This window comes from Mesorhizobium sp. M0808 (assembly GCF_040320025.1).
Taxonomy (GTDB): domain Bacteria; phylum Pseudomonadota; class Alphaproteobacteria; order Rhizobiales; family Rhizobiaceae; genus Mesorhizobium.
Genome location: NZ_JAMYOX010000154.1, coordinates 1 through 513, shown reverse-complemented (window position 1 = coordinate 513; position 513 = coordinate 1). Strand labels below are relative to the sequence as shown.

1 protein-coding gene is annotated in these 513 nt (G+C 69.4%); it reads right to left on the bottom strand.

Annotated elements, in window-relative coordinates:
* Positions 1 to 513: AMP-binding protein (locus NKI25_RS36425; protein WP_353001016.1), on the bottom strand; the 513-nt coding region annotated here is incomplete at both ends.

Sequence of the window (513 nt, the reverse complement as noted above, 5' to 3'; positions counted from 1 at the left end):
GTTGCGGACAAAACGTTTGCACATGCCATGCTGTAAGATTGACCACTCCGCGATGCTCGACCATGACGCCCTTGGGCGTCCCGGTGGAGCCCGAGGTGTAGATGATGTAGGCGAGCTGGCGGGGGGTGAGCCCCAGCGCGCGCGGGTCGGGATCGTCAGCGCCCTGGTCGGCCCATGGACGCGCGCCGTCCGAGAGGTCGACCGCCGTCAGGCTGGCGAGCGCCTCGGCGCCGAGGGCGGCGCGTCCGGCCGCATCGGCCAGCAGCAGCTTGGGGGCGGCATCGGCGAGCACCTGGTTGAGCCGTGAGCCCGGATAGGCCGGATCGATCGGCACATAAGCGCCGCCCGCCTTCAGGATCGCCAGCAGCCCCACCACCATCGCCGGGCTGCGCTCGACGCAGATCGCCACCGGCTGATCCGGCTTGACCCCAAGGGCGATCAGATGATGGGCCAGCCGGTTGGCCCGGGCGTTGAGTTCGCCATAGGAGAGCGCCTCGTCCTCATGAACCACCG